The organism is Schlesneria paludicola DSM 18645 (assembly GCF_000255655.1).
Classification (GTDB): domain Bacteria; phylum Planctomycetota; class Planctomycetia; order Planctomycetales; family Planctomycetaceae; genus Schlesneria; species Schlesneria paludicola.
On sequence record NZ_JH636435.1, the window covers coordinates 1 to 23,889 of the forward strand.

Annotated in this window: 18 protein-coding genes; 12 read left to right on the top strand and 6 right to left on the bottom strand. The window is 55.8% G+C overall.

What is annotated here, in order from left to right; genetic code table 11:
* The coding region (locus OSO_RS43915; RefSeq protein ID WP_010584457.1) for a hypothetical protein at window positions 1-660 on the bottom strand (660 nt) is incomplete at its 3' end.
* Window positions 661-1,170: 510 nt separating this feature from the next.
* On the opposite strand from OSO_RS43915, the gene OSO_RS0117175 reads away from it, so the two are divergent.
* The 7 genes from OSO_RS0117175 (at window position 1,171) to OSO_RS43930 (ending at window position 8,466) form a co-directional block, all read left to right on the top strand.
* Complete coding sequence (locus tag OSO_RS0117175) at window positions 1,171-2,307, top strand: hypothetical protein (protein WP_157605312.1); 1,137 nt, start codon at window positions 1,171-1,173, stop codon at window positions 2,305-2,307.
* A 234-nt stretch (window positions 2,308-2,541) separates the two neighbouring features.
* On the top strand, window positions 2,542-2,724 hold the full coding sequence (locus tag OSO_RS43920) for a carbon storage regulator (RefSeq protein ID WP_010584459.1): 183 nt from the start codon (window positions 2,542-2,544) through the stop codon (window positions 2,722-2,724).
* Between the two features lie 94 nt (window positions 2,725-2,818).
* Window positions 2,819-3,652, top strand: coding sequence for a 4,5-DOPA-extradiol-dioxygenase (gene ygiD / locus OSO_RS0117190; RefSeq protein ID WP_237729310.1), 834 nt, complete (start codon window positions 2,819-2,821; stop codon window positions 3,650-3,652).
* A gap of 367 nt (window positions 3,653-4,019) precedes the next feature.
* On the top strand, window positions 4,020-4,991 hold the full coding sequence (locus OSO_RS0117200) for a DUF6807 family protein (protein WP_029247130.1): 972 nt from the start codon (window positions 4,020-4,022) through the stop codon (window positions 4,989-4,991).
* Between the two features lie 48 nt (window positions 4,992-5,039).
* A complete protein-coding gene (locus OSO_RS43925) occupies window positions 5,040-6,005 on the top strand; it encodes a dihydrodipicolinate synthase family protein (protein ID WP_010584462.1) in 966 nt (321 codons plus the stop codon).
* A complete protein-coding gene (locus OSO_RS0117210) occupies window positions 5,990-7,207 on the top strand; it encodes an oligogalacturonate lyase family protein (protein ID WP_010584463.1) in 1,218 nt (405 codons plus the stop codon). The genes OSO_RS43925 and OSO_RS0117210 overlap by 16 nt, the downstream gene beginning before the upstream one ends.
* Window positions 7,204-8,466 carry an MFS transporter gene (locus OSO_RS43930; protein WP_010584464.1) on the top strand — a complete coding sequence of 421 codons (1,263 nt, stop codon included), beginning with the start codon at window positions 7,204-7,206 and terminating at the stop codon, window positions 8,464-8,466. The genes OSO_RS0117210 and OSO_RS43930 overlap by 4 nt, the downstream gene beginning before the upstream one ends.
* 42 nt (window positions 8,467-8,508) lie before the next feature.
* Here the strand turns inward: OSO_RS43930 and OSO_RS0117220 are convergent, their stop codons facing one another.
* Together OSO_RS0117220 and OSO_RS0117225 are read right to left on the bottom strand one after the other, a co-directional pair.
* On the bottom strand, window positions 8,509-9,678 hold the full coding sequence (locus OSO_RS0117220; RefSeq protein WP_010584465.1) for an AraC family transcriptional regulator: 1,170 nt from the start codon (window positions 9,676-9,678) through the stop codon (window positions 8,509-8,511).
* A 38-nt stretch (window positions 9,679-9,716) separates the two neighbouring features.
* On the bottom strand, window positions 9,717-11,324 hold the full coding sequence (locus OSO_RS0117225; protein ID WP_010584466.1) for a hypothetical protein: 1,608 nt from the start codon (window positions 11,322-11,324) through the stop codon (window positions 9,717-9,719).
* Window positions 11,325-11,842: 518 nt separating this feature from the next.
* On the opposite strand from OSO_RS0117225, the gene OSO_RS0117235 reads away from it, so the two are divergent.
* Both OSO_RS0117235 and OSO_RS0117240 read left to right on the top strand, forming a co-directional pair.
* A complete protein-coding gene (locus OSO_RS0117235) occupies window positions 11,843-13,426 on the top strand; it encodes a carboxypeptidase regulatory-like domain-containing protein (RefSeq protein WP_010584467.1) in 1,584 nt (527 codons plus the stop codon).
* A gap of 168 nt (window positions 13,427-13,594) precedes the next feature.
* The gene (locus OSO_RS0117240) at window positions 13,595-14,530 is read left to right on the top strand and encodes an aminotransferase class IV (protein WP_010584468.1); all 936 of its coding nucleotides are present in this window, start codon (window positions 13,595-13,597) and stop codon (window positions 14,528-14,530) included.
* Window positions 14,531-14,572: 42 nt separating this feature from the next.
* Here OSO_RS0117240 and OSO_RS0117245 read toward each other — a convergent pair whose 3' ends face one another.
* A complete protein-coding gene (locus OSO_RS0117245) occupies window positions 14,573-15,463 on the bottom strand; it encodes an ATP-binding response regulator (protein WP_010584469.1) in 891 nt (296 codons plus the stop codon).
* 439 nt (window positions 15,464-15,902) lie between these two features.
* Between OSO_RS0117245 and OSO_RS0117250 the strand changes: the two genes are divergently transcribed.
* Window positions 15,903-16,685 carry an HpcH/HpaI aldolase family protein gene (locus OSO_RS0117250; protein WP_010584470.1) on the top strand — a complete coding sequence of 261 codons (783 nt, stop codon included), beginning with the start codon at window positions 15,903-15,905 and terminating at the stop codon, window positions 16,683-16,685.
* A 105-nt stretch (window positions 16,686-16,790) separates the two neighbouring features.
* Here OSO_RS0117250 and OSO_RS0117255 read toward each other — a convergent pair whose 3' ends face one another.
* Together OSO_RS0117255 and OSO_RS50830 are read right to left on the bottom strand one after the other, a co-directional pair.
* Window positions 16,791-18,206, bottom strand: coding sequence for a DUF1501 domain-containing protein (locus tag OSO_RS0117255; protein ID WP_010584471.1), 1,416 nt, complete (start codon window positions 18,204-18,206; stop codon window positions 16,791-16,793).
* Between the two features lie 418 nt (window positions 18,207-18,624).
* Window positions 18,625-18,765 carry a hypothetical protein gene (locus OSO_RS50830; protein WP_157605313.1) on the bottom strand — a complete coding sequence of 47 codons (141 nt, stop codon included), beginning with the start codon at window positions 18,763-18,765 and terminating at the stop codon, window positions 18,625-18,627.
* Between the two features lie 130 nt (window positions 18,766-18,895).
* Between OSO_RS50830 and OSO_RS0117270 the strand changes: the two genes are divergently transcribed.
* Both OSO_RS0117270 and OSO_RS0117275 read left to right on the top strand, forming a co-directional pair.
* Window positions 18,896-22,063, top strand: coding sequence for an efflux RND transporter permease subunit (locus tag OSO_RS0117270; RefSeq protein WP_010584474.1), 3,168 nt, complete (start codon window positions 18,896-18,898; stop codon window positions 22,061-22,063).
* A gap of 234 nt (window positions 22,064-22,297) precedes the next feature.
* A complete protein-coding gene (locus OSO_RS0117275; protein WP_010584475.1) occupies window positions 22,298-23,764 on the top strand; it encodes an efflux RND transporter periplasmic adaptor subunit in 1,467 nt (488 codons plus the stop codon).
* The last annotated feature ends 125 nt before the right edge of the window (window positions 23,765-23,889 follow it).

Genomic DNA, 23,889 nt, shown 5'->3' on the forward strand with positions numbered 1-23,889 from the left:
TAAGAAATGGCTCCCGGTGGTCCGAAAAACGGGGTCCACTTCAATGTTCCGGCGAGCGAGCAAATGTTCTACGAGTGACTTTTCATCGCCATTCTGCCATGTGGCGGGGTCGCGAATCCAGAACTGAGCGAACCAGCACAGGTTTTTGGTCAATGAGGAGTGCTTGAAAATGGACTGGCAACGTACGATGGCGGTCTCGGTCGCTGGGCGAGTGAGCCGCTCGAAAGTGTGCTCGAGAGACGAGCGTAGTGTTGCGATCGGTTGGCCACGCTGAAGCAGATTCCTGAGGCGATCCAGGATCGACTGAGTTCCTGTGTCATCGTCAGTTGGCGGGACGAAGGACGTGATTTCCTCTTCAATTGGAGCTGAACTGGATGCGATGAGAGACGAGGCGACCAGCGGCGATCCCGGATTCAGCAAGCGGTTCAATTCTTGATTGAACTCAAAGCGAATGAGGTCCTCATGATCTCCCCACTGATCAAAATAGTCGTAGTTGTTCCAATGCTCGTAGTAATCGTTGTCAGGTTCGAGGAGTGCCAGGCTCGCCTCGAACTCAACACGGCGAAGTTGTCGTTCACGAATAAAACGCCGTTTCAGTTGACCGGGCAGCAAAGGACGATGCCGGTTCTGCAACGTTTGACGGCCACGTTTTCGGCTCATGAATCCTTCCTTCCGTTCAAACGTGATTTGTACTGACTGACGGCTGCGGAGAATCTGAGGGTCAAGTTCTTACGAAGTCCGAGAATTCCAAAATCGAATGGCAATAGAGTTGTCCGCGTTACGATCTGTGATCAGGTCTCATTTGTTCGATCTTGTCGCGATGTAACAGCTGACGGCCCGAAGAGAGGGGGACTGGCACACTTTCTCGGTTCAATTGAAATCCACAGTACATCGACGAGGCTCGTCCTTCCCGTTACTGCGGGAAAATGAGCCAGTCTCCGGCCTGTGTGCGTTTTCTGTCGCAATCGAGACGTCCATCGTTGACGGACAGTTGGATCTGTCTCGAGGTTCACAATGGAGACCTTGATTTTTTGCAATTCAATCAACAAAAAGGCCCGTCGCAGTTGCCGCTTGTCGGAGATGTGGTTCGTTACTGCGCTTCGAGAATCAATCACCGTCTTGATCCAAGAAGTCGCCTTTCGCGTTAACTTCAATCGGAGGTTGCCGCAGATGAACGAAGTTGTTTTTGATTTTGCAGGAATGATTCGGCAGATCCGTACGCATCAGCGACGCATTGTCGTTCCCATCGTGGCGATGCTTGTCGCAGTCATCGTTTGGATGGGACTGGCGCTCATTGCCGTCGAGCAATGGGGATTGAATGTTGAGCCGCCTGGAGAAATGACGCTGAAACGAGCGGTCGTGATGCTGGGCTGGTTCGGCGGTACTGTCATCGCCATTGCGATCTGTTGCTGGTTCGTACCCAGGTCGCCGAGGTTTGCTTGTCCTCATTGTCATGAGGAATTCGTTGAACGATACGATCGGATGACGGTCTTATCCACGGGATACTGTCCAAAGTGTCTGGAGTCGCTCTTCGCGGTGGACGGCACTTCCGGGGGGAGGGAAGTGTCACGTTCGACAGAACTCCTGACGAGGATCGAGTTCCAAGAGCGGCGGTCGCATCTTCGGCCTTTCAATCCGCTCGTTCCGTGCTTACTTGGAATGAGCGTGATTGCTGTATGTTTCGCGGTTGCGACAAAATGGGACGAACCTCTTGATCAGTCAGGCGAACGCGACTGGTTTCCGGTCTATCGGTTCAGTGTCGCTCTTGCTGGCGGACTTGCCACGATTGGCTACATCGCCCTGCGATCACGGGCGAGACTTCGCGTATTCAACCAGTGCCAATGTGAGGAATGTGGCGAAGCACTCGGGGAAGACGCGATGACATCAATCACGGGCAATTGTCGCAATTGCGGATCACAGGTTCTTGCGGAACGATTCCTCGCGCCGCCCTGGCCGCATGCTAAGGACGTCTGGACCAGATCCTGGTATCGCGTGCATGGCAAACGATGGCAAAAGTGGGGCTGGATCACCTGCCTGACAGGCGCGGTGCCTGCGCTCGCCTGGATGGCCGTCGTTTACGGGCTCTGCCCACCATCCAATCCACAACAAGTCAACGCAGCTGCGGCGCTGCTCATGGCATTTGCCCTGGTCGTGCAAGCGATTTCGACGTTTCTCGGGCAACGCTGGTTGCGACATGCTCTGGGGCTCAAATGCCCGCAGTGCCGCGAAGAATTGGCCGATGTGCCGCAGTTCGTAATGCCTACGCGAAATTGTCCGTTCTGTCAGACGACGATTCTCGCCGAATGACGCCACGGTACGCCGCGGCGATCGAATCGCATTCCGATGAATCCCGTGATCGTTGCGCCAAGGACTATTCGCCGCAGTTCGCTTGGAAAATACGCGAACGCGACCCACCTTGAGCCGATCGGCGGCTGGACGAACGGACTAGAAAACAGGCGAGGCAGACGTTTTTCCTCCACGCCGCTGGCACTACAAATGAAGCGTTGAATTGTGCGTCGTCAAGTTTACAGGTACGCCAAAATGTTGATTCTGAGTCGTAAGGTCGGGCAGACGATCGTGATTCCTGGGATCACAACGGAACTGCAAATTCTCTCGATCGTTGGTTCACAGGTTCGCATTGGGATCTCTGCTCCGGCCACTGTGTCTGTACGAAGGCAAGGCTGTGACAAGGCACTTGTCGAGGACCGGCGACCTTTGCGGTGATCAAAAATTCGTTCGTGTATGTGATTCTTGTTTCGCTGTAGGTGTTGTCATGGATCGAAAACAGTTTCTCACCTCTGCCATTGGATTGTCGTCCATGCTGACTCTGAACAAATTCAAGGCGATCGCGGACGAGATTCACGAGCAGGATCAGGAAATGCCAGTCTTGTTCGTGGGGCACGGGTCGCCCATGAACGCGCTGGAGGACAACGAGTTCACTCGAACCTGGATGACGCTCGGAAAATCGCTTCCCAAGCCCAAGGCGATCCTGTGTATCTCGGCGCACTGGGAGACGAAGGGGTCGTTCGTCACGGCGATGGAGAAGCCCAAAACGATTCACGACTTTGGTGGGTTTCCGAAAGCGTTGTTTGATTTTCAGTACAACGCCGCTGGTAGCCAATGGCTGGCAGCTCAAACCCAATCGACAGTTCACTCCGCAGCCATCGGTTTGGACAATGCGTGGGGATTGGATCATGGCTGTTGGAGCATCCTGTCACGTCTTTACCCTGCTGCGGACATTCCCGTCGTTCAACTGAGTCTGGATCAGACGAAACCGGCGCAATATCACTACGATTTGGCGCGTGAGCTTTCGGGGCTCAGGAAGAAGGGCGTCTTGATCGTCGGAAGCGGGAACGTCATCCACAATTTTCGATATCTGAACATGAACGCCACGAAGCAGAACCCGATGTCGCTCGACTGGGCGATCGAAGCCAATCGCGAGTTCAAGGCACTGGTGATCGATAGGAATCACCGCGAGCTGATCAACTACACAAAGCACAACCGCGCGTTTCAGCTTGCCGCTCCCACGCCAGAACACTATCTGCCGATGCTCTACGCAATTGCCCTGGCGGGCAAGGACGAGAAGGTGACCTTTTTCAACGACGCCATCGTCGCGAGCTCGATTTCCATGACGTCACTTAAGATCGGATAAGCCCTCGTGAGATGACACTCAATCGTGGCGGCGACAGTCGCATCGTTGTCACGCTCGCCGCAAATTCATTTCGCTGATCTGCAGATGAATTCCAACTGGACGGCTTCTATTGGCACGGATAGCTCTGACGTGTGCCAAGCAATTCAGGCCGCAATTCGCCAATTCGAATCTTCAAAATGTGCAAAAGAATTGTCTTTTTTGACAATCGAGGACGGTGGTGTGCCTGATGAAGCCGGACTAGGATGCTCGCGTAAACCTCGCCGGCTCCTGGTCCGACCTCGGAACGAATCAGATGTGCATTGCCAGTTTGAAGTCAGCCAAATATGCGCCCACTAGGCTCGTTGATCACCCTTCTTTCACGATCTCGTTGCGATCTTCCAACCTCGTTTGGCTGTTTGTGATTGTCAATGTTCTGAACGTGACAGGACGGTTTGCGATCGCCGCTGATCCCATCGCGTTTCGCGAAACGCCAGGACAGATCGTCATCACCGCGGGTGATCAACCGGTTGCGACCTACTTCTACGCTGACAAAGAAATCACGCGTCCGTTCTTCGCACACGTGCATGTTCCGGGTGGAGTTCAGATCACGCGGAACCATCCGCCGATTGCCGGTAAAGACCTTGTCGATCACGGGACGTTTCATCCGGGAATCTGGCTGGCATTTGGTGACATTGGTGGTCAGGACGTCTGGCGGAATAAAGCGGTGGTGCGGCACGAGAAGTTCATTGAGAAGGCCATTGCGGCGGATGGTTCGGGACGTTTTACCGTACGGAATTCGTACCGCCGCGAGGACGACACAGATGAAGTTGTCTGTTACGAGACCTGTCGATATTCGATCATGAACAATCCCGCCGGTTATTGGCTGGTCTTTGATTCGGTGTTTCACTCATCCAACGAGTTTGCTTTTGGCGATCAGGAAGAGATGGGGCTGGGGATCCGTGTGGCGACGCCGATTTCCGTGAAATCTGGTGGCCAAATGCGTGATGCAGACGGACGTGTGAACGAAAAAGAGATTTGGGGCAAGGCTTCCGCGTGGTGCGACTACAGCGGGCAGATCGAAGGGCAGAACGCTGGTCTTCTGATTGCGACAGACCCGACGAACTTTCGCCCTTCCCGATATCACGCTCGCAATTACGGACTGCTGACAGCCAATCCGTTTGGACAAAAAGTGTTCGGTGGCGTTGAGAAGAGCCGTATCGTCGTCAGTGCCAACGAACCATTTCGTCTGCGATACGGCATCCTGTTGCACAGTTCCAAAGGGAAAGAACTGGATGCTGCGACGGCCTATGGCGACTTTCTCAAGATTGTCGCAGAACTGCCACGCCCGCCAGCACAGTAGTTTTCCAATTTTCAATCAACGCTCAACATTCTTTTCGGAGATCTCGAAATGTCTTGGCGCGAACAACCGTGGACAGGCGTTTTTCCCGCGACCTTATGTGCTTTTCACGACGACGAATCGATCGACGAAGGTGGTTTGAAAGCCTACTTCACCGAACTAGCGCGAGTCGACGGCGTACAGGGTTTGACCTGTAATGGTCACACCGGCGAGATCATGTCGCTACGTCCGGAAGAACGCGCGAAAGTGACGCGTGTGTGCGCCGAAGCGGTGCGCGCAGCCAACAAAGAAACGGGACGCCAAGTTAAGGTGATCTCGGGCGTTTCGGCGGAAGGAAGTCTGGAGGCAATTGATCACGCGCTTGCGGCGAAAGAAGCCGGCGCCGATGCGATTCTGTTGATGCCGCCGCACCATTGGTTGCGGTTCGGTCGATCTCCAAAGACGGCGGTCGGCTTTATTCAGGATGTTGCCGAGGGAGCCAACATCAAGATCGTCATTCACCAATATCCCGGCTGGACGAAGGCGGGGTATTCGCTGGGTGAAATGCTCGAAATGGTCAAGCTGCCGCAGGTCGTCACGATCAAAATGGGCACGCGCGACATGGCGCGCTGGCTCTACGAATACGAACAACTCAAGAAAGCGGCGCCGCATGTCTCGATCATCACGTGTCACGACGAGTTTCTGCTGCCGAGTCTGATCGAAGGTTGCGACGGGGCACTGATTGGCTTCGCAGGTTTCGCGCCCGAGCTCATGATCAAGATTGTCCACTGCGCCCTAGACGGAGACCTGGCCGGAGCGAAACAGGCACAAAAGCTGGTCGCACCTCTGGCCCGTCTGATTTACAACTTTGGCGAACCCGGCTGCGGTGCACATCAGCGGATGAAAGTTGCGCGATGGCTGATGAACAAGTTCCCAAGCCCTCGATTCCGCCGACCGGTGCGTCCACTACCGGGTGAAGATGTGGCTCGGATGCGCAATGAACTCGAACAATTGGGTTTCCCATGCCGAGCCCTCTAGACGACACGGGTAATCCAGTGAGTGTCGGGAACGCTCATTCCGATGTCTTGGGGAAACAACCCACAGCCCCGGCACGTACCGGCAACAAGGGGCGGATCTGGCCTACCGAATCCCTCATTCACCGGGATCGATTGACGGGAACGTCCGTTCGACAGGTGACAACGCATCCTTCGATCCACCATCACCCCTTCGTCTACATTCCCGCGTTCGACGATGCGATGCAGTGGATCGTGTTTGTCTCGCATCGGACCGGGCGTCCGCAATTGTTCGTGGAAGAACGATCAACGGGACGGTTGATTCAACTGACCGACCGGGACGATTTGAACGAGTGGTCGATTCATCCGTCACACGATGGACGATTTGTCTATTTCACGGCGGGCTGCGGTGCGTGGCGGATCAACATCAACACGTTTGAAGAAGAGTGCCTGGTTCATTTTGGCAATGTGCCGATGATCCCGCCGGGGATGGTCGCCGATGCGATGGGAACGACGACGCTGAGCGGCGATGATCGCTGGTGGGCGGTGCCGGTGAAGATCGACGCGAAGGCGCGCATGCATATCATCGACACCTCAACGGGCGGCTGTCAGCCGATCTTTGAGGCGAATGTGATTGGGCATCCCGAGTTTCACCCCCGTGATTTCAGCTTATTGCACTATGCCGGAGCGTATCACAATCGCATGTGGGTGGTGCGTCGTGATGGCAGCGAGCATCGCCTGGTCTATCAGCGCGACATTGCCAAAAAAGAGTGGATGGTCCATGAAATTTGGAATCCGTTGCGACCCGAGTTATTGACGGTGAATTGGCCGCACGGAATCGTGGGGGTGGATATCAACGACGGTACCGTGCGCCGGGTCAGTGACTTCCCAGGGTGGCATTTGTCGATTGACCGCGAAGGGCGTCGGATGGTCTGTGACACCACTTGGCCTGACCGGGGACTGCATCAACTTGATCCGCAAGTCCATTGTGATCTGCCGATCGTGATTTGCGAGAGTGCCTCGTCGAATGAGGGCAAGCATTGGGAGACGGATCATTGTCCTTACGATGACGGACCGGTCAAAGTGTATGCACCACAGCACACGCATCCACACCCCAACATTTCGCCCGACGGACGATTTGTCGTCTTCACCTCCGACCGCAGTGGGCATGCCCAGGTCTATGAAGTGGCACTGACGCCATCTGATCTTGTGGGAACTTCACAATGAGTGACACGACGTTACCGGAAGAGCTCTCACGATCGGGGCGCATCTGCGTTTTGATTGCGGCATTCAGTGGACTCGTATTTGACGGATTTGAACTCGGTCTGATGCCGGTTGCATCACAATCCGTCACCGCGAGTCTTGTCGGTAGTGCGTTCACGAAAACTTTGGGCGGAAACTGGTTTGCCTGGTACATGGCATCGCTGATGCTGGGGGCCGCGATCGGTGGCATTGTCCTGGGGTCATTAGGAGATCGAGTTGGCCGCACGCGGGCGATGGGAATCTCGATTCTGTTTTATTCACTGTTCGCTGGAATGGGCGGTTGGGTGACCACTCAGGAACAGATGCTGGTGCTGCGGTTTCTCGTGGGGCTTGGCGTTGGCGGGATGTGGCCCAACGGTGTGGCGCTTGTCGCCGAATGCTGGCCCAATACTTCTCGTCCGCTGGTGTCTGGGATTCTGGGTGCAGGAATCAACGTCGGCATCCTGTTCCTGTCGCAGTTGACACGGATCTGGCCCGTGACGGCCGATTCGTGGCGTTGGATCTTTCAGTTGTCGGCATTGCCTGCCCTCTTGGGGGTTGTGGTGCTGATCGCATTGCCGGAATCGCCGAAGTGGCTGGCGACGCGGGGACCTTCGAAGAAGTCGAATGTTCCTTGGCGTGAGTTCACACGTCCGCCGCTATCGCAGGCGCTTTTCGTCGGGATTCTCTTGAGTTCGATTCCGCTTATCGGAGCATGGGCTGGCAGCAAATGGATGATTCCCTGGGCGGAAGAAGTCGCAGGGAAAGTTCAGACCGGTTACAAGTCGATCACACAAGGTTGGTGGGCACTGGGCGCAACGCTGGGAAGCTTTTCAGGGGCGCAGATCGCGGGATTGCTGGGGCGACAACGTTCTTATTTCCTGATCAGCCTGGGGACGACCATTTTGACGATCGCTCTGTTTCAGTGGACCGCACCCCTTGAGCCCTCATTCCTGCCGATCGTGTTCGCTCAGGGGTTTGTTTCGACCTTGTTTTTCGGCTGGCTGCCGCTGTACTTGCCCGAGCTATTCCCGACTGCCGTTCGAGCCACTGGCACTGGTGTCGCTATGAATACGGGGCGTTTTGTCACGGCGGGCGGCGTCCTTCTCGCGGGAACATTGTTCGTGCTGCTGGGAGGCAAGTACCCGGCAGTAGGAACGGTCGTGGGGCTGTTCTATGGTTTAGGCATGATCACCATCTGGTTCGCTCCGGAAACCGCAGGCCGGTCGCTTGATTCCAAATGAAGAACACCCTTCGAACGCGGTGAATTGCAGAATGCTTCCGCATTACGCCTTGCCGAGTCGATGCCGGCGGCGAAACAGAGCGGGCGTTTCGCCGGTCGCGGCCCCGAATAGACGAGTCATATACTGCACTGTGCTGAAGCCTGCTGCATCCGCGACTTGTTTGATGGGAAGTTCCGATTCGCGTAGCAATGTCTTCGCCCGTTCCACTTGCACGCGCTGAATCTCTTGATGAACCGTCCGCCGGAGGATCTGACGCAGCTTGGCTTCCAATTTTGAACGTGATGTTCCAACGTGGGCAAACACATCCGTGACACGGATTCCCCGACAGGCGTGTTCGCGTATGAACTGAATCGCCCGTGAGACCTCGATATCGTCGACCGCCATCACGTCGGTTGATGCACGGCAAACGACACCGCGAGGGCGAATCTGATCCAGAACCTTGGGGGCAGCTCGACCGGCCATCAGGCGATCAAGCAATGCCGCCGCTTCGTATCCGATGCGTTCGCAATCGAGCTCGACACTGGTCAAAGAGGGGATCGAGAGGTTGCAAAGACATTCGTCGTTGTCGACTCCGATCACGGCAACCTGGTCGGGAACAATGAGATTCAATTGCCGACACGCTTCGAGAACTTGCAAGCCATGGTCATCGTTGCCGGCCATGATTCCGACAGGTTTGGGCAACCGCTTGATCCAATTGTGAAGTTGTCTTTGGTACTGATGACGACCTCGGGAAGTGGCCGGAGTCGGCCCTGGTTCAAATACGTCACACTTCGAGCCGGCTAGTCCGACGACATGGCGAAACCAATTGAGACGCAGTTCAAAACCGGGATAGGACTTTCTCCGGAGTTCGAAAAACGCGAAGTGGCGCAGTCCTTTTTCGAGCAAATGATTCGCGGCAAGTTCGGCCACGGCTTGATTGTTCGTGCCGATAAACGGGAACGCGAGATTTGCCATCGTGCTACGCAGGTTGACGACGGGGATCTGCAGTGCGGCGAGCGAGGCGGCCAGTTGCCGATTATCGATGCGGGCGATGACGCCATGCCCGTTCCATTGTTTCAGCCAGGGCGGGGGGGGATCTCCCAGTCCATGCGGCTGAAAGTAGGTCAGCCACGTTTTCTGTTCTGCGTGATATTGAGCGATGCCGCGAAGCAACCCGCGGCCGTAGGCGCGCGAGGTTTCGACGAGAAGTGCCACGCGCCGCAGAGATGCCACTCAGTGCCTTTCAGTAAATCGACCCGATCATCGCCCCCTCAATTCGTCGTTGTACGATTGTTGCCAGGAACCCATTTCAGTTCCAGGGTGCGATCGTCGTTGAATGGCTGTCCCGCATCATCCTGACGGTTTCCACCCAAGGACGACAGTGTTGCCTGATCTTGGTCAATTCGGACGTAGCGGAAGGGCTGATCAGAATGGGCATCGAGTGGCAGGATCTCAAGGTACTTCGGAGCCAGTTCTGACAGTGCCTGCGGAAACTGACCCTCATCACCTCGGAAAGCGACGAGTGCCATACCGAGCATGACCAGATCGCGACGGACACGCGCACGTTCATCTGCTGCGATTCGTTGCACGTACCAGGGACGGAGTGACATGGCCATGGTCTCGCCGATCCAGCGGGTGAGTTCCGTCACATCCTTGTCGAAGGCTTCGGCGATAGCACGATTGGTCTCATCAGAAGTGTCTGTCCATTTGTGATAGTCTTTATCGAGTTGTTCGCACAACTGCTCACGCTCAGCGCGGTTTGACATTGCAATCACCTTGACGAAGCGATCGTGAACTTCGTCGGCCCGCTGTTTTGCCAGATCCCAGGGAAGCTCGGACAGGCGAAGCGTATTGAGGGGTTTGTATTTCTCGTCGTCGGGAAGTTCGAAGAATTCACGGACCGATGTTTGATCCTGTTTTAGAAGTTCCAACTCTTGATGCAGAATCGCGCGTTCGCCCCGATCGGCTGCGATCGACGATGGCGGCAACTGGGCAAACTGTTTGAGTCCTGCGAGGTAATACTTCGCATCGCCCGGCAGAAGTTGTCCGCTGGCGAGCGCCCCGAGTGCCGCGTTCGCCGCAAACGCATCCATCTGATGCGATTTCATCCCGGAGACGTCCAGCGGTGATCCGTTGGCGAGCAGGACGGCCAATTTTTGGCATGTCAGCAAGTCGTCCATCGCGGCAAGTCCGTTTTGAGTGGCCAGTCGGTTCAGCGCCCGAGAACACAGGACTTGAACGACAAACGGCAATCGTCGTTCAAGGGCGAGTGACACCGTCAGCAATTGAGGCGGATCTTCAACGGTTAACAGCGGGGCATAGTAGTGTGGTTTGATTGCGGCGATGCGAAGGAGATCGAGCGCCGCTTGGTTTGCCGTGAGGAATGCGTGCAAATCCGGAAGATCCGGCTGCGTCCAGAGGCGATTGGCACCAGCAAATATCTGTTGCTCGAGCTGTTGTGAGCGTCCCGCAAGGACGTTCAGGTCTTTGACACCTAGAGACTTGATAAACGGCTCGACATAGGTGAACCGGGGGGCTGTTGCAGACAGTTGCTCGATTCCCAGCATTTCGAGCGAATCATCGCGCAGTGCCGGTTCGAATAGCCCGTCGCCAAACAGTTGTGTCAACACCACGGCGGCGTTCTCTGATGGTGCAACGCCTTGCGAGAGCGTCTCGTTCAATGATCTCAGTTCACCTGTGATCGCGACGGGAATCTGTGGAGATTTTAGACGAAGACCTTCAAGTGCTGACGGAGTCGGTTCGTCCGCGAGAAGGGGACAAAGGCAGATCGACGCGAAGGCGAACATCACAGCCGAAGCCATTCGAGGGGACGCGCAGCTCCGGCTCAAATCATGTCGTTCATTGGGGAAACCAGACATTGAACGGCTGTTCCTCGACATCGTGAACCCTTTCATGAGTCCTCGTATTCACTGAAGTGGCTTGGAAACGAGTTCGTGCGCTTGTGCATATTAATTCTAGCGGTAAATCATGAAAGGGGCGAAAGTTCCCGCGGATCGTTGGTTCCAGTTCAGATTGCCCTGAACACCCGTTTGAAGCAATTTTCAGGCCCGCAGGGGCGACAACGAGGAGATTGACTGATTTTTCAGCGGTAATGATCTTGATTGCCCTGAACGACCGATGAAGAAATCACCATCGGAGACGAATGATTCGTCACTCTTCCGAAGTGAAAGTTTGGTGCCATGGGGGAGATACCTCTCGGCGCGACGTTTACCGATGGCTTACAATCCCCACCGAGGGATGGAACCTGACCAGAGCGGAGTGCACAACGATCGATGCAGATCCTATTGATCAGTGAATCGACCGGATCGATTCGACTTTCATGTGACCTTCATCGATCGCTCTGGCACGCCATTGGATTTGGAGAAAAACGCCCTGAATGACCGCGACCCTTCAGCACATGCTTGAACGAGTCGGCCTTCGCCTGGCGACATCGAGCATTGAAATGATCCTGCAAGTGGCCGCCATCGGCTGCGCCGTCTTGGTCATCATTCAATTGATGACGATGTGGGGTACGCGCTGGGGTGACCGAAACTCGCTGATCAAATCCCTGTTGCTATCGGTTCTGGTTCATATCTGCATCGTGCTTGAGTGGAACGTTGTCAGTCCTCGGGGTCTGGAAACCGCGAACGCAAAGCCGTCTCCCGTTCCAGACCCTGTTCGAATTGTCTTTCTGCCTGAAATTGTTCCCGAGAAGTCGCAGTCCACCGATGGTCCGTTTTCAGGACTGCCACAACCATTGGCGCGGCCGAGCGCCCAGTTGCCGCAGATTCCCGAACAAGTCGTCGCCGAACCATCCGCGCCGTCGGTTGATCGAACTCCTCGCCCGCGGATGTCTCCGACGGCGGATGTGCCTCGTTTGCTGGCCGAGATCGAAGAACCGCAGCTTTTGCCTCAACTCGAGAAGCCTGCGGCTGCGCTGAAGAACAATACTCCTGCGAAGGCACCTGCGCTCTCGGAAATCGACGCGCCTGCCGAGACGGCTCCGCAGTCCGAACAACGTCCGCTACAACGTCTACGAAAGCCCGCTGTGCGGACAGCCGATCCGCTGACATCGCCTGATTCCATCGCTTCTCGCACGGCCAATAAGCGACGTGCGGCGACCTCTGAAAACTCGTCCACAGACCAGGATGCGTTTAGGCTGCCTGAAGGAGCGTCCAGCGTCCCGGTTCCTGAGGTGGCGGCGCGGCCGTCGTCGCCACCGGCGGGCGTTCGCAATGGCGATCCCACAGAGACGTCACGAACGAAGATTCGACCTGTGGCGCCGTACCCCAAGCCGCAGCGGATTGTGCACGGTGTCGTCAAGGATGGGGAAACAGGTCGGCCGCTTGCGGGGGTCACGGTTCGCATCGACCAACTGCAAGGAGGACCACTGAGCGGGATCACCACAGAAGACGGCCAGTATGAAATTCCGTTCAACGAAGTGCCCGATAACACGGCCGTTACCGCTTCGCTGCCGGGGTATCTACCAGTCTCAAAAAATCTGGATGGTTCTGACCGACGACAAATGTCGTCTCGTCTCAACTTCACGATGTCATCCAGCAACGACAGCGTGATTGCGGTGGAGGACCAACCCTCGGTCCATCATCTGGGTGATGACCGATTTGAAGGACAGATCAACAGTCAGTTTCAGCGCCGGTCCGAAGGAACCTCGATCGTATTAAAATTCAAACTGCTTCCCAGCTTTCGCCAACCCAAGCCGATCCGTGCCACTGCGACGTTCATGGCGAAAGGTGTGCAGTGTTCGCCGAAGGTGTCGATTAACGGCAAACAACTGACTCCTGCATCCGATAAATCCGCATCAGACGGCTCATTCAGTCCCCTGCAGTTTGCAATCGATCCGAGTTTTCTGCGAGTGGGCGAGAATCAATTCGAGATGCACGCGGTCAAATGCCTGGATCTCAGCGATCTGGATGACTTTGAATTCGTCAACGTTCAAATTCGATTGTCCCGAGCCGAATAGGAATGCGCGAACGAGATGTGTCCAGCGGAAAGTTCCTGAGGTCGTCCAACGGTCTGAGTGGCGACGACCGGGTGAACTCTTCCCTGACAAGGATGCCGACGAGTAATCTTGTGCGATGAGACGAGTTCACGTCGCCAATGAATTTCTTACCGGGACTGCAGCCGCGCCATGACAGAACCAATTGCCTATTTGAACGGTCAGATTGTTCCGGTGTCGCAAGCGGCACTCTCCGTTTTCGATCTGGGGCTGGTGTCGGGTGTGGCTGTGACAGAAATGGCGCGAACGTTTCGTCACGTCCTGTTTCAGCTCGACAAGCATCTCGATCGGCTCGCGCATTCGTTGGATGTGTTGAAACTTGATCCAAAATGCTCGCGTACCGAGCTTGAGGCATTGTGCCATCGCATCGTGGACGAGAATGTGAAGTGGATTCCCGCGAATCACGATCTTGGCTTGATCCTCTTTGTGACGGCGGGTCAGAATTTGACGTATATCGGTCGTACCCCCGAGTCTCCCGTGAGGACCCCCTCCGTCTGCGTGCACACGTTTCCGCTCCCGTTCGAGCTTTGGGCGGAAACTTATGAAGCGGGGCTGCATCTGGTGACACCGTCAGTTCGCAGCATACCCGATGCGATCATCGATTCACGAATCAAACATCGCAGTCGCCTGCACTGGTACCTCGCGGATCTGGAAGTCAAGAAGTCTGATCCATCAGCGATGGCGCTGTTGACTGACGATGAAGGGTATCTGACCGAGACCGCGACCGGGAATCTGTGCGTTGTCGAAGGCAATACGATTGTGACGCCCGAGTCTCATGTCTTGAAAGGTGTGAGTCGTGACTTCGTCGCCGAATTGGCAACGACTCTCGGCCTGACGTTTGGGCACACTCGTTTAACGGCGGAAGATCTGGCGCGAGGTGGAGAAGCCTTTTTGACATCGACACCGCATTGCCTGCTTCCTGTGACGCGTTTCAATGGGCAGCCCGTGGGAAGCGGGCGACCAGGTCCCGTCTTTCAGCGACTTCTTAAGGCGTGGGGCGAACGCGTGGGGGTCGACGTTGCTGCGCAGATGCAAGCGGGCGCAGGCGAGCGATTGAAACCCGCGTGAATGGCGGACGACTGCCGCATGCAACTTATTCTGGTCGCGAAATCATTCGCGGAAGCGGCTTCGGGTCAGCGTGACTTCATTGCCGACAGCGTTATAGCTGACGTCATCCATGAAGGCTCGCATCAACATCACGCCCCGTCCGAAGGGACGTCCCAGATTCTCGGGATCGGTGGGATCGGGCAACTGAGCGGGATCAAACCCGGTGCCATCGTCTCGGATCACGACCTTGGCCGTTTCGGCATTCATCTCGATACGAACTCGAATCCGTCGGTTGATCCAGGGGGCTGCAAGACGTCGTTCGTCGGCGAGCGCGTAGAATGCCTGGTGATCACGCTCTTTCAGTTCCGAGCTGACTTCGAGGTTTCCGTGATACATGGCATTCAGCAATGCCTCCTCAATCGCGGTCCCTGTCCGCATACGATCGGTTCGATCCAGGCCCCAACTGTCTGCGAGCAGCGATTGCAAATGGCGCGATAGTGCCATGACCAGGTTGACATCGTTCTCCAGAACATAAGTCTCGATGCGTTCGCCTAGGCGATTCATCAGCTCTGAATGCTTACGTGTCTCTTGCATGGCGGCGACGACACGCTGAATCGTGTCAACCAGCGTTGACGCCAGCGACCGCTTGGGGACGTAACTCGACGCGCCGGATTGAAGCGCTTCGACGGCAATCTCTTCGCTGCCACGCGAAGTCATCAGGATGACGGGAATGTGGCTGTGCGATTTTCTCAATTCGGCGAGCAGTTCCAGTCCATTCAGTTCCGGCATCTGAATGTCAGTGACAATGATGTCGGGTGCTTGTGTCTTTACGGCCACAAGCGCGGCTTTTCCATCGGCGGCCTGGATCACGTTCCACGCATTTTCGTGCGCGAGCAGTCCTGCCGCGTACATTCTGTCGACGTTCGAATCGTCGACCACGAGAATGGTCGTCATGGAAAGCTCTCATAAAGGATGGAAACCGGCAGCGACATCGGACGCTCAACTCCATCGAGACATAGATGATCGTACTGGACCGACTGAGAGTCGTTCTTTTAATGCGGTGAGAGGATACGTCCCCGCCCCGTCCGCGCGAAGTCTCAGAGCCTTCGCACGGATCGCGACAAGATACACGGCATTCATCAAAGCTGGATAGGCCGACTATTGTAGCCAGAACCAGACGAACCACCAAGAATCACAGTCGGCAGTTGACATTGAGGTAAAGCCGCAGGATTCCCGATCCGAATGCGCGAATCGACACCCGACAGAACGGCCTGCGGCAACTTCCGGTGAGTCGGTTGTTCTTCCGTGAGGGCTTAGCCACAATCACGCGGACGATTCCAGTTTTGCAACGTTCGACGGCATTCTTTTTACGTTTGACGGGGATTGCGAAGTTATGCCCACCTTAAAGCAGCGTCTGGCGGCCGGTGAATTCGTGCGGATTTGCGGGATGGGGCGCATTCCCCATCACAACCTGATCCACATCATCGGACTCAGCGGTGGATTTCACGGACTTTGGTTCGATCTCGAGCACACCAGCTTTTCCACGCAAGAGCTTGAGATTGTCACGATGGCGGCCCGCGAGCATGGGCTTGATACCTTCTGCCGTGTCGCTCCCACTGACTATGCGACTGTCACCCGCTGCCTGGAATCGGGATCGAGCGGCGTGATGGCCGCGCAGATTTTCAGTGCCGCTCAGGCCGAAGAATTCGTGCGATGGGCCAAGTTTGCACCGCGCGGATGGCGTGGTCTGAATACCGGTGGCTGGGATGCCAAGTTCACGATGGAGCCTGTGGTTCAATTTACGCGCCGTGCGAACGAAGAAACGTTTGTGGCGATCCAGATTGAAACGGTGGCATCGGTCGAGCAGTGCGAAGCGATCGCCGCGATTGATGGAGTCGATGCGCTGTTCGTCGGCCCGTCAGACCTGAGCCAGGGGCTGGGAGTGACGGGGCAGTTCTTTCACGAGAAGTGTCTGGCAGCAATTGATAAGGTTTCGGCCGCCTGCCGGAATGCAGGAAAGCCTTGGTCGGCTGTCACGTTCAATGCTGAACACGCCGAAATGCTGATCAGCAAGGGGTGTCGGATGCTATCGCCGACGAATGACGTGCGGATGGCGGTGGCGGGGGTGAATACCGTCAAGAAGGACTTTGCGGCGCTCTTCTCGAAGGAAGTCTGAAGACTTCGTCGCCAACCTGAGTCGACCAAAGACCTCGATCGCCAATCTGCGACCGAGGTCTTTGTCTTGGAAGAGGTATTGTCCTCGGTTCGAACAAACAGGCCGTCAGCCGCACAGTTCGACAATCGGCTTGCCCTGATCAATGAGAAATCGAGGACGGCCCCGATTGTCGAGATAAGTGACATCAAGCGGGACGCCCATGTGCTGAAAGATCGTGGCGGCAAGATCGCCCGGTGTCACGGGGCGATCTTTGATCTGACCGGCATCACGATCTGATGCGCCGATCACCTGCCCATGGCGGAAACCACCTCCGGCGACGGTCATCGACATCACGATCGGCCAGTGGTCACGTCCATCGCTGCTTCCCTGCGTGCCGATCTTCGGCGTGCGGCCGAATTCGCCCATCGCGAGCACCAGTACATCATCAAGCAGCCCGCGTTCCTCAAGATCGCTCACCAATGTTGTCAGCATGTGGTCGAACACCGGCAGCAGGGGCCGCAGGCCGTTCCAGATTCCTCCATACGGCGGAATATTGTCGCCGTGGGTATCCCACGTTCCTGACGAACCATGATTGCTCAGGTCGATGGTGACAAAGCTGACACCCGATTCGACCAATCGCCGAGCCAGCAGGGCCTGGCGACACCATTCGTGATCGCCGTATCGCTGACGAGTACTCTCCGGCTCTTTGCCGATATCAAACGCCGAACGCGCACGTGATCCCGTGACCATGCTGACGGCTTGTTGGGTGAAACGATTTGTCGCTTCCATCGAACCGGAAAGGTCGAGGTCTCGACGCAATCGATCGAGATCGGTTGTCAGAGTTCTCCGTGATTGAAGTCTGTCAGTGGTCAGTCCCGATGGTAATGAGAAGAGCTTCCCAACATCATCTCCGAGAAACGGGTCGTAGGCATGTCCCAGGTAGCCGCCCCACGCGACGTGTGAGCGTGATTTCATATTCAAGACGACATACGGGGGAAGGTCGGGAATCGATTCCAATCGTTGGCGAGCGATGATCGATGCCAGCGCCGGAAATTTTTCGGCTTCCCGATTGATTCGCGGTTCGGCGTCCAGATTGGCCGACTGCATGACCATGTTTGGTTCGTGGTTTGAGAATCGGCAATCGACTGAACGAATCATCGTCATCTTGTCGAGCATCGCGGCCTGCTTCGGCAGGAACTCGCAGATTTGAACACCGGGAAGTGCCGTTGAGATCGGTTGAAAGGGGCCGCGAATTTCAATCGGAGCCGACGGTTTCATGTCGAGCGTATCGATATGGCTGGGGCCACCCGTCATCCAGACGAGAATCACACTTTTTTGCCGCATTGGACGCTGGTCCAACTGTGCTGATACTTCGCGGGCCTGCAGCAGCTTTGGCAGTGACAGTCCTGCCATCCCGGCGAGCCCCGCTTTGAGCATGCTTCGGCGTCCAAGTACCGTGACGCCTTCCAATTCGCGGGGCTGTAGCGAAGAAAATGCGTGTGTTGATTCCGCATGTTCTGCTGAGTGTCGACGAACCGACATAAGCGATCGCTCCGAATCGTGGATGATACCCATGGCCAATGAACCGACAATCGACGGCGCGACTTGACCACGATACAGAGAGTATATCGTCACATATGTGCATGTGGCGATGGAAGAATCCTGCGAAAACCGAAGGTGTCCGGTACTTGGCGATGCGAGATCATGGCGAACAAATGGACCGGATTTGTTGATTTGAACGGAGAATGTGACGGCGGCCGGGGGAATGTGATCACGGATTTATTGATTCGCTTTTGTGTGCCACTCGACCGCTTTCTTAACTCGGACAATGCACGAAATATTGTCGATTTCGTGGCGTTTCTGGGGCTCTTCTCGTGGCTCCAACAGCCTGCGAACGTTCTTAAATGGACGTTCCATTGCGGCGGAAAATCTGTAGACAGTGTGTTCTCTCTTTTTGCCCTCATTTGAGCAAAAAACCACGTTCATGCAGCAGCTTCATCAGTGTGTGATATCGGGGGCAGTCGGCCTTCAGTTTGCGAGCCACTTCTTCCGCCAGCAACGCCTGATCCGCTTTCGCGAGGGGCTCGCGGAGATCTGCCACAACATTTGTGGCTTTCCTTGTAAGCGACGATTGTTCGGAGATCAGCGAGTTTCTTGTCGTTCCCAAGTAAGAATTCGAGGAACCGGCGGTACTTGCCTTCACGAACGCACTTTTTCGTGGAGTCAAAATCATGTGGATCGTCAAGCTGGCCCTGAAAAGTCCTTACACTTTCGCGGTGATGGCGCTACTGATCGTGGTGCTTGGAGTGTCGGCGATCAGTCAAATGCGGACCGACATCTTTCCGGAAATCGACATTCCCGTCGTGACCATGATCTGGACGTACAAGGGGATGGAGACGAGCGAAGTCGAGCAACGCATTACGACGTATTCCGAATATGCCGTCACCTCGAACGTGAATGACATCAAACGCGTCGAATCGCAGACGCTGAACGGGGTGTCGGTGATTAAAGTGCACTTCCATCCCGGTGTCGATATCGGGACCGCGTTGTCTCAGGTGACTGCGGTTGGCCAGTCGATTCGAGCTCTGATGCCGCCGGGAACACAACCGCCGATCGTCATTCGATTCAATGCGTCGAGCGTGCCGATTTTGCAAATCGGACTGAGCAGCGACACGATGTCGGAAGAAGAAGTGTATGACTATGGTCTTTACGTGCTGCGGACGCAGCTTTCCACGGTGCAGGGGCTGACCATGCCGACGCCGTACGGCGGGCGCGAACGTGAGGTGATGGTCGACCTTGATCCCCAGATGCTGCAGGCACGTGGGATTTCGCCAAAAGAAGTGTCCGACGCGATCAATGCCTATAACCTCGCCTATCCGACAGGCGTAGCCCGCATCGACACTCATGAATACCCCGTGACTCTGAATAACACGCCGTTGACGCCTGATCGCTTTAACGACATCCCGATCAAGGTCGTCGATGGTGCGACAATCTACATGCGTGACGTGGCACAAGTCCGCGATGGCAGTACGTCGCAATCGACGATCGTGCGTCGCGACGGGCAACGTGGTGCCCTGGTGACGCTGCTGAAAAATGGCAATGCCTCGACCCTCGACATCGTGAATCAGGTCAAGAAGATTATGCCGCAAGTGAAGGCGGCCGCTCCGCCGGACCTTCGAATCGACATGCTGTTCGATCAATCCATCTTCGTGACGGCTGCGATCGAAGGTGTGATCACAGAAAGCGTCATTTCGGGGTTGTTGACAGCCGCGATGATTTTGCTGTTTCTGGGAAGCTGGCGCAGCACGCTGATTGTCGCCGTTTCGATTCCGCTCGCCATTCTGTCGTCGATCGTGATGCTTTATTTAATGGGGCATTCACTGAACGTGATGACGCTTGGTGGACTGGCACTGGCGGTCGGGATTTTGGTCGATGATGCGACCGTTGAGATCGAGAACATTCACCGAAATTTGGGTTTGGGAAAGCCGTTACGGCAGGCGATTCTCGATGGGGCGATGCAAATCGCAGGGCCGACGTTTGTGTCGACACTGACGATCAGCATCGTGTTTGTCTCAGTGTTGTTTTTAGATGGTCCCCCCAAGTATCTGTTCACGCCGCTCGCCCTGGCCGTCGCGTTCGCAATGCTGGCGTCGTACCTGTTGTCTCGGACGATCGTCCCTACGATGGTCGACTACCTGCTGCCTGCCGAATTGAAGCATTCGCACGGACACGGCTCGACGGGACGCGGTGTATTTGCGCGACTGCACACGAAGTTCGAGAGCTCTTTCGAACAGTTTCGGGATTGGTACGTGTCGATTTTGCATTGGAATCTGAATCATCGGAAGATCGTCATGGGGCTGTTTACGATCGTGGTGATCAGTGGCGTGTTTCTGTTGCCGAAAGTTGGTCGTGACTTCTTTCCGACTGTGGATACGGGGCAGTTCCGATTGCATCTGCGTGCTCCCGCGGGAACACGCGTCGAGCAGACCGAGATCTACTTCAGCGAGGTCGAAAGGGCAATTCGTGAAATGATACCTGCCGATGAGATTTCGCTTGTTCTCGACAATATCGGCTTGCCCAATCGAACCTACGCCATGGCCTTCGGTGACAGTGCCACAACAGGGATGGCGGACGGCGAAATTCTTGTGGCTTTGACTCATCATCGAACGCATTCGACGCCGGAATACATTGCACAAATGCGACGAGAATTGCCGCGCCGGTTTCCCAATCTGGTGTTCTTCTTTCAGCCAGCGGACATTGTTAGTCAGATTTTGAATTTCGGATTGCCCGCCCCGATCGATATCAAGATTGCCGGACTCAATCGCGCCGCAAACTATGAGACGGCCGTTGCCATTGCCGGACAGATCAAGTCAATTCCCGGTGTGAAAGACGCGCATATTCACCAGGTGATGAACGTGCCCAAGCTGCATATCAATGTCGATCAATCTCGGGCTCGCGAATTGGGGCTGACGCAGCAGGATGTGGCGAACAGTCTGCTCGTTTCCCTGTCGGGCAGCGGACAGGTTCAGCCGAATTACTGGGTTGATCCGAAAATGGGAATTTCGTACCTGGTCGAGTCGCGAACTCCGACATACCGTGTGGATTCCGTCGAGGCGATCAACGGCCTGCCGCTGACGTCGGCTCAGTTCTCGGGCGTGCAACTGTTATCCAATGTGGCAACGGTGGAACGCGGTGTGACTCCCGAAGTGGCGAATCACACCAACGTGCAGCCCACATTCGACGTGTACGCCAATGTCGAGGGACGCGACCTGGGCAGTGTGGCTGATGAAATTCACAAGATTCTTGAGACGCATCGAGCCAAGCTGGCACCGGGCAATACGATCACAATGCACGGACAGGTGGAAAGCATGGAATCGGCCTACTGGCGACTGGGCTGGGGGCTGGTCTTCGCGGCGGTCCTGGTTTACTTGTTGATGGTGGTGAATTTCCAAAGCTGGCTCGATCCGTTCATCATCATCACGGCATTGCCGGGAGCTTTTGTGGGAATCGTCTGGTCCTTGTGGTTGTGGCAAACGGCATTCAGTGTTCCTGCCCTGATGGGGGCGATCATGTCGATCGGTGTGGCTACTGCGAACAGTATTCTGCTCGTCACGTTTGCCAATGAACTGCGTAGTGAAGGCAAATCGGCTTTCGAATCGGCGTTGGAAGCCGGTCGGACCCGAATGAGACCCGTGCTGATGACTGCGGCCGCGATGATTATCGGGATGCTGCCGATGTCGCTGGGGCTGGGTGAAGGTGGTGAACAAAATGCACCATTGGGGCGAGCGGTGATCGGGGGGCTGTTCGTCGCGACGCTGACGACACTGTTGTTCGTGCCAATTGTGTACAGCTCACTCCGTCACAAGGCGCCTGTGACAACGTCCGTGGAAACCGCATAATCGTTCGATTCAGACTGCATATCATGGCTGAAGACAGGGAACCGATCCTTGACCGGTTCCCTGTCTTTTTTTCTGCGTTTCGGTGATTGGAACGTCTTCGTTGCTTGCCAATCACCGAAGCGCAGATCCCACGGGTCCGACCTGCAACATGCAAAAAAATCTGTAAGACTTGACTGCGCCGACTGTAATTCCCTGAGACGGATGAGATCACAACTGGTTCTAAGGGAATTGATCATGCGTACTGCGGTTCTTGAACGGACTCGACGTTTTTTCGGTCTTGCTGATGGTTCCAGCTTTACTGCTCTTCGGAACGCCGTTCGACCATTCATTCGATCGACGAGGCCCACCACGAAATCGGCCGTGGTCAATCAAGTCGATCGGCCGGGCCCAAAATCACCTCGCAAGAACCGATTTCTGTTGATGTCGGCAATTCTCGCTCCGGCCGCACTCGGTGTCGCGTTCGAACCTTGGAAGTCGACGGAAGCGACATCCGTTGCTGCCGAACACGGGGCGATTGCGACGGATCGAACCGTCACAGTCAGTCGGCCAACGCGGGAAGCGACGGCAACGGTCGTGCTGCCGGCGTCGTTTCGCCCCTGGCAAGTCGCTTCGCTGCACGCCCGGGTCAGTGGCTACCTGGCCGCATGGCACAAGGATCTGGGGGACAGTGTGAGTGCGGGCGAACTGCTGGCTGAGATCGATACACCGGAGTTGGATCAGGAACTGATGACCGCTCGGGCTTTGGTCCGTGAAGCAGTTGCCGCGGTAACGCAGGCCCGAGCTGAACGTGTGGAAGCCGAGGCGGATCTTAAAGTTGCGGAAGCGCAAGTGACACGTGCTCGGTCAGAAGTCAACCTGGCGAAAAGCCAGCACGTTCGTCGTGGCGAGCTCGTCGCGAAGAACGTGATCAGCCGTGAAGAATTCGAGACGTTTACGACTCAGGTCGAGACGCGCACGGCAGAGATCAATGCTGCGGAATCGGACGTCACTCGCAGGCGTACCAATCTGGAAACGCGCACGGCAATCATTGAGGCACGCGAAGCGACCGTCAACAGCCGGCAGGCGAATGTGAACCGGTTGGAAGAACTGCAGGCATTCAAGCGAATCGTCGCTCCATTTGATGGCGTGGTGACTCGGCGGACGGCAGAGGTCGGGATGTTGATGACCGCGGGGCAGGGATCGGTGTTCGTGATCGAAGATCTCAATCGAATTCGAGTTCAGCTTGCTGTTCCTCAGGCGTTTGCTTCTCTGACGCATGTTGGAACCGTTGCAGGCATTCGGATTCCCGAGTCGCTTGGTTCGGTGGTGACTGCCGAGGTAACTCGGATTGCCGACTCGGTGGATTCGAGCAGTCGCACGATGCTTGCCGAAATCGAACTCGATAACCGTGATCGTCGCTTCCAGTCAGGCATTTATGCTCAGGTCACATTGAATGCGTCGCAGGGGAATGAATCGTGGACGGTTCCAACGAACGTACTGGCGATGCGAATCGATGGACCGCACGTCGCTGTCATCAGTGACTCGAATCGGATTGAAATGCGGCGTGTGAGGCTCGGACGCGATCTGGGCACGCGGATCGTCGTCACAGAAGGAATCAAGGGGCACGAACGATTGGTGGTCAATCCAAGCGACGATTTGAGCGATGGTTTGCAGATTCAGGTTGCCGCGCCCAAGACAGAACAGATTCTAACGCAAAGGTAAACGTGTGCGATGAGACGTTGGCAGTCCGACATTCCGGCTGAACGACATGAAAGTGTGGAAGAGATGATGTTCTCTCAAGCAAAAATTGCCGGAAGGCCTGCCGTGACTGGTCCAGATATCACTTC

What these genes read in the sequence shown, in the direction of transcription:
- OSO_RS0117175 (WP_157605312.1), top strand. Translation starts at nt 1,171, where the DNA reads ATGAACGAAGTTGTTTTTGATTTTGCAGGAATGATTCGGCAGATCCGT.
- OSO_RS43920 (WP_010584459.1), top strand. Translation starts at nt 2,542, where the DNA reads ATGTTGATTCTGAGTCGTAAGGTCGGGCAGACGATCGTGATTCCTGGG.
- ygiD (WP_237729310.1), top strand. Translation starts at nt 2,819, where the DNA reads ATGCTGACTCTGAACAAATTCAAGGCGATCGCGGACGAGATTCACGAG.
- OSO_RS43925 (WP_010584462.1), top strand. Translation starts at nt 5,040, where the DNA reads ATGTCTTGGCGCGAACAACCGTGGACAGGCGTTTTTCCCGCGACCTTA.
- OSO_RS0117210 (WP_010584463.1), top strand. Translation starts at nt 5,990, where the DNA reads ATGCCGAGCCCTCTAGACGACACGGGTAATCCAGTGAGTGTCGGGAAC.
- OSO_RS43930 (WP_010584464.1), top strand. Translation starts at nt 7,204, where the DNA reads ATGAGTGACACGACGTTACCGGAAGAGCTCTCACGATCGGGGCGCATC.
- OSO_RS0117225 (WP_010584466.1), bottom strand. Translation starts at nt 11,324, where the DNA reads ATGTCTGGTTTCCCCAATGAACGACATGATTTGAGCCGGAGCTGCGCG.
- OSO_RS0117235 (WP_010584467.1), top strand. Translation starts at nt 11,843, where the DNA reads ATGACCGCGACCCTTCAGCACATGCTTGAACGAGTCGGCCTTCGCCTG.
- OSO_RS0117240 (WP_010584468.1), top strand. Translation starts at nt 13,595, where the DNA reads ATGACAGAACCAATTGCCTATTTGAACGGTCAGATTGTTCCGGTGTCG.
- OSO_RS0117245 (WP_010584469.1), bottom strand. Translation starts at nt 15,463, where the DNA reads ATGACGACCATTCTCGTGGTCGACGATTCGAACGTCGACAGAATGTAC.
- OSO_RS0117250 (WP_010584470.1), top strand. Translation starts at nt 15,903, where the DNA reads ATGCCCACCTTAAAGCAGCGTCTGGCGGCCGGTGAATTCGTGCGGATT.
- OSO_RS0117255 (WP_010584471.1), bottom strand. Translation starts at nt 18,206, where the DNA reads ATGTCGGTTCGTCGACACTCAGCAGAACATGCGGAATCAACACACGCA.
- OSO_RS0117270 (WP_010584474.1), top strand. Translation starts at nt 18,896, where the DNA reads ATGTGGATCGTCAAGCTGGCCCTGAAAAGTCCTTACACTTTCGCGGTG.
- OSO_RS0117275 (WP_010584475.1), top strand. Translation starts at nt 22,298, where the DNA reads ATGCGTACTGCGGTTCTTGAACGGACTCGACGTTTTTTCGGTCTTGCT.